The sequence below is a fragment of the Rhodopseudomonas sp. B29 genome (genome assembly GCF_000333455.1).
In the GTDB taxonomy this organism is placed as follows: Bacteria; Pseudomonadota; Alphaproteobacteria; order Rhizobiales; family Xanthobacteraceae; genus Rhodopseudomonas.
This window is the reverse complement of sequence record NZ_BADD01000514.1, coordinates 1-3850: the sequence shown is the minus strand read 5'-3', so window position 1 is coordinate 3850 and position 3850 is coordinate 1. Positions and strand designations below refer to the sequence as shown.

General features: G+C 64.9%; 4 protein-coding genes and 1 pseudogene. 2 read left to right on the top strand and 3 right to left on the bottom strand.

The features are described from left to right. On the top strand, window positions 1-870 hold an 870-nt coding region (moaA, locus tag I5M_RS18205), incomplete at its 5' end, for a GTP 3',8-cyclase MoaA (protein ID WP_031336927.1). 35 nt (window positions 871-905) lie between these two features. Here the strand turns inward: moaA and I5M_RS18200 are convergent. The 3 genes from I5M_RS18200 to I5M_RS18190 form a co-directional block, all read right to left on the bottom strand. After that, window positions 906-2069, bottom strand: a complete 1164-nt coding sequence (locus tag I5M_RS18200; protein WP_022722705.1) for a PQQ-dependent sugar dehydrogenase — start codon at window positions 2067-2069, stop codon at window positions 906-908. 50 nt (window positions 2070-2119) lie between these two features. After that, window positions 2120-2353 carry a hypothetical protein gene (locus tag I5M_RS33170; RefSeq protein WP_022722704.1) on the bottom strand — a complete coding sequence of 78 codons (234 nt, stop codon included), beginning with the start codon at window positions 2351-2353 and terminating at the stop codon, window positions 2120-2122. Between the two features lie 134 nt (window positions 2354-2487). Beyond that, complete coding sequence (locus I5M_RS18190) at window positions 2488-3141, bottom strand: glutathione S-transferase family protein (RefSeq protein WP_031336926.1); 654 nt, start codon at window positions 3139-3141, stop codon at window positions 2488-2490. A 444-nt stretch (window positions 3142-3585) separates the two neighbouring features. Here I5M_RS18190 and I5M_RS33785 point away from each other — a divergent pair. Further along, window positions 3586-3850: pseudogene (locus I5M_RS33785) on the top strand (hypothetical protein); the annotation flags it as partial.

The window sequence follows — 3850 nt, the reverse complement described above, 5'->3', positions numbered from 1 at the left end:
TTGCTCTCACTGGATGAGCTCGATCGCGTTGCCCGGTGTTTCATCGATCACGGCATCGACAAGATCCGGATCACCGGCGGCGAGCCGCTGGTCCGCAAGGAGATCATGCAGCTGTTTCACAAGCTGTCGAGCTATCTCACAGACGGGAGGCTGCGCGAACTCACGCTCACCACCAACGGCACGCAACTGGCTCGCCATGCGGAGGAGCTCTACGCCCTCGGCGTGCGGCGGATCAACGTATCGCTGGACTCGCTCGATCCCACCAAGTTTGCGGCGATCACGCGGGGCGGCGATCTAGCCCGGGTGCTGGCTGGGATCGAGGCGGCCCGCGCGGTGGGGCTTGCGGTCAAACTCAACACGGTCGCGTTGAAAGACACCACCGAGCGCGAAATCCATCGACTCATCGAATTCGCCCACGGGCGCGGCATGACGTTGACGCTGATCGAAACCATGCCGCTCGGCGAGATCGGCACCGATCGCACCGATCAGTATCTTTCTCTGGCGACGCTGCGGCACCAGATCGAGCGGCGCTGGTCGCTGGTCGATCTGTCGGAGCGCACCGGAGGGCCGGCGCGCTATGCCCGCGTGATCGAGACCGGCGGCAAGATCGGCTTCATCACGCCGCTGTCTCACAATTTCTGCGACGACTGCAATCGCGTTCGGGTGACGGCATCGGGCGTGCTCCACGCCTGTCTGGGCCAGGACAATGCCGTCGACTTGAAGCGGGCCCTGCGCAGTGACCGCAGCGATGGCGAACTGATGCGGGCGATTGCGGTCGCGATCGGCGACAAGCCGCGCGGCCATGACTTCCGGATCGCGCTGGGAGGACGCCCGTCTCTCGAGCGGCACATGTCCGCGACCGGCGGGTGAGCGCAGCGGAGATCGGGGCTGCCGCGACCGAGCTGTTACTTCCCGGCCGGGGTGACGCGTAGGATGCGGCCCTGGCTCGAGTCGGTGAGCAGCCACAGTGCGCCGTCGGGGCCCTGGCGGACGTCGCGGATGCGTTCGTGCAAGGTTTGCAGTAGACGTTCTTCGCCGGTGACCTTGTCGCCGTCGAGCGACAATCGCACCAGCATCTGTCCGGCCAGCGCACCCGTGAACAGGCTGCCGTCCCATTTGGGAAACAGTTTGCCGGTGTAGAACGCCATGCCGCTCGGCGCGATCGACGGCACCCAGTATTTGATCGGCTGCTCCATGCCGGGTTGCGACGTACTCTCGTGGATCTTCGCGCCGTTGTAGTCGATGCCGAAGCCGATCACCGGCCAGCCGTAGTTCTTGCCTTTGGCGATGATGTTGACTTCGTCTCCGCCGCGCGGGCCGTGTTCGATCTCCCAGAGGTCGCCGTTTGCCGGATTGATGGCGAGGCCCTGCTCGTTGCGGTGACCGTAGCTCCAGATTTCCGGCTTGGCATCGCTGCGGCCGACGAACGGGTTATCGGTCGGCACGCTGCCGTCGGGATTGAGACGGATGATCTTGCCGAGGTGATTGGCGAGGTTCTGGGCTTCGTCGCGATAGGTGAAGTGCTCACCGAGCGTGGCGAACAGCTTGCCATCGGGTGCCTGCGCGATCCGGCAGCCATAGTGATTGCCGCTCGACAGCGGCCCGTCCTGGCGGAAGATCACCTTGACCTGATCGAGCTTCGGCTTGTCGCCGTCGACCAAAGCAGCGCGGGCCAGCGCGGTGCGGCCGCCGCTGCCGTCGCGTTCGGCGAAGCAGAAGTAGATCGTCTTGTTGCCGGCGAAATCCTTATCGAGCGCGACGTCGAGGAGGCCGCCCTGGCCGCGCGCCCACACCTCCGGCACGCCCTGGAGCGGCGGCGACAGGGTGCCTTGCGCCGACACGATGCGCATCCGGCCCGGCCGCTCGGTCACCAGCATGCGGTCATCGGGCAGAAACGCCAGCGACCAGGGGTGATCGAGGTCGCGCGCAATGGTCTGCACCGTCAGCGGGCCGATCGAGGAGGTGAAGGGATCGGTCTCGCCGCGGCTGGTGGTGGCGATCAGGAAGGTCGCCATCACCACGATCGCCGCGGTCAGCGAGGCGGATACCCAGACGACAAGCGTCTTCATCGCGGAGCTTTCGGCGGCGGTTGCGGGATGTCAGTTCGCGGGTCCAACGCTCAGCAAAGTGAAAGGATCGACGACGTCGGTGTCGTCGGCCCGAGGGCCAGCCTGGTATCAGTGGGGGCGCCGAACAGGCTGAGCAGCAGCACCACGCCGAGCGAGGCAACCGCGATCAGTAGCGACGCGACCACGGCCTTGACCAGCCGCTGCGAGGTCGCGTGCGCGCGTGCACCGAAACCGGGCTGCCGTTCGACCGAGCGCAACATCTGCACCGCGTCCCCTGGGACCATGCTTGACCACCAACTCACTCGCCGAGGCGAATCACTTGGGTCAGGTAAATATTCCAGTCATCGCAGGCGGTATTGCGGCGAGAACCTCCGCAAAAATGGCAGAACGGGGGCCAAAACCGAGCGTTTGCAGGGTGTTAGGCCTCTGCAGCGAAGCTCGCATGGTCGACGGCCGGAGCATCGGGCGTCCAGTCCATGGTGACAAAGCCGGGGCTCTGTTCGACCCGGCGCAGCCAGGCGTTGACCGACGGGAACGTCGACAGGTCGAAGTCGCACTGCTCGGCGACGTGGGTGTAGCCGTAGAGTGCGATGTCGGCGATGGTGAGCTGGCCGGCGGCGAAGTAATCGTTGGTCTTGAGGTGATTTTCCATCACCTGCAGCGCCGCGTAGCCGCGCTCCAGCCAATCCTCCAGCGCGTGGGTCTGCAGGTCGCGGCCGCCCTTCACGAGGCACAGCCAGAAATACGCCGAGCCGATGTTCGGCTCGAGCGCGTGCTGCTCGAAGAACATCCATTGCAGCGCTTCGGCGCGGTCCATCCGCGTGTCCGGCGCCAGCGACGTGCCGACGGCCAGATACCACAGGATGGCGTTGGATTCGGCGAGGTAGCGGCCCTGCGCGACTTCCAGCAGCGGCACCTGGCCGCTCGGGTTCTTGGCAAGAAAGTCCGGCGTGCGGCTCTCGCCGCGCAGGATGTCGACTTCTATGGCGCGATACGGCGCGTCCAGGAAGGCGAGGGCAAGCCGCACCTTGTAGCTGTTACCGGAGCGCTGCATCGAATAGAGCTTGTACATCCGCCGTCCGTGGTCCGCTCACCTGCCGCCGCGGCATCTGTTGTGCCGATCGCGGCTAAACAATGATGCCCTGGGCCCGGCGTCGCAAGTCCCAAGCTCTGGAAAGGATCGAATTCGTCGCCGCAGCGCACGCCGGCACGCGAAATCGGCCGCGCAACGCGCGTCCCGTAGTCGGATTGGCGCGGCTGATGGTTCAGATCACACCTATGCGAAAGCGCTCAGCGAAAGCATCACAGCTGCATGACTCGCGGGAGTGTGACGCCTAAAGCCGCTTTCGAGGCGGTTCGGCAGACGCAATGACGCCGCTACAGCCCTGCCAAAACGCCCATTTGAGGGCCAAGCTTCTTGCGATGCAGCGTGGCGGCGCCTAGTGTGGCGGCCATCCCGTCAAATATGGAAGAGTCGCGCCCGATGCCGGCTCATGACGGCTGCAAGGAGAAGACGATGCCGTTCCTCGCTACCGCCCTCGATCGTGTGAAGCCGTCCGCGACCATCGCGGTCACGGATAAAGCACGCGAGCTGAAAGCGGCGGGCCGCAACGTCATCGGTCTCGGCTCCGGCGAGCCGGATTTCGACACGCCCGCCAACATCAAGCTGGCGGCGATTCACGCGATTGCGCTGCGCTACTTCAAGCAGTGCGATAGCGGCGCGTTTAGTGAAGAGGCACCTTCTGACGAATTCATGAAGGCTCTTTCCGACGATCTAAACA